1 pseudogene is annotated in these 614 nt (G+C 42.3%); it reads left to right on the top strand.

Annotated features, from left to right (window positions below):
* A pseudogene (locus tag AC1DUW_RS31830) lies at positions 1–614 on the top strand (transketolase); the annotation flags it as partial.

The raw sequence follows: 614 nt of genomic DNA, 5'->3' as shown, positions 1-614 counted from the left end.
TGACGGCGATTTAAGCCAATCATTTAGTGAAAGTGTAGCTAACCGTTTCAAATCGTATGGCTGGCAATATCTGCGCGTAGAAGATGGAAACGATCTTCAGGAAATTGCGAAAGCAATTGAAGAAGCAAAGACTGACGATGCTCGCCCAACATTAATAGAAGTGAAAACCGTAATCGGTTATGGTTCACCAAACCGTTCTGGTAAGTCTGCTGTTCACGGTGCGCCGCTTGGTGCAGATGAGTTGAAACTGACTAAGGAAGCATACAAATGGACATTTGAAGAGGATTTCTATGTTCCTGAAGAAGTGTACTCCCACTTTAATGAAGCTTGCGTCGAAGCAGGCARTAAAAAAGAAGAAGCTTGGAACGAACTGTTTAAAAATTACAAAGAAGCACATCCTGAGTTAGCTGAACAATTAGAGCTGGCTATAAAAGGTGAATTACCTCTTGAGTGGGACCAGGAAATTCCGGTCTACGAAGAAGGAAAAACATTAGCTTCCCGAGCTTCAAGTGGAGAAGTCCTAAATGCGATTGCCAAAAAGGTTCCTAGCTTTATTGGTGGTTCAGCAGATTTAGCCGGATCTAATAATACAGCCATTAAAGGTGAGACAGATC

Source organism: Peribacillus sp. P4_C12 (assembly GCF_056402095.1).
The sequence above is the reverse complement of the archived record's forward strand: the minus strand, read 5'-3'. Positions and strand labels throughout refer to the sequence as shown.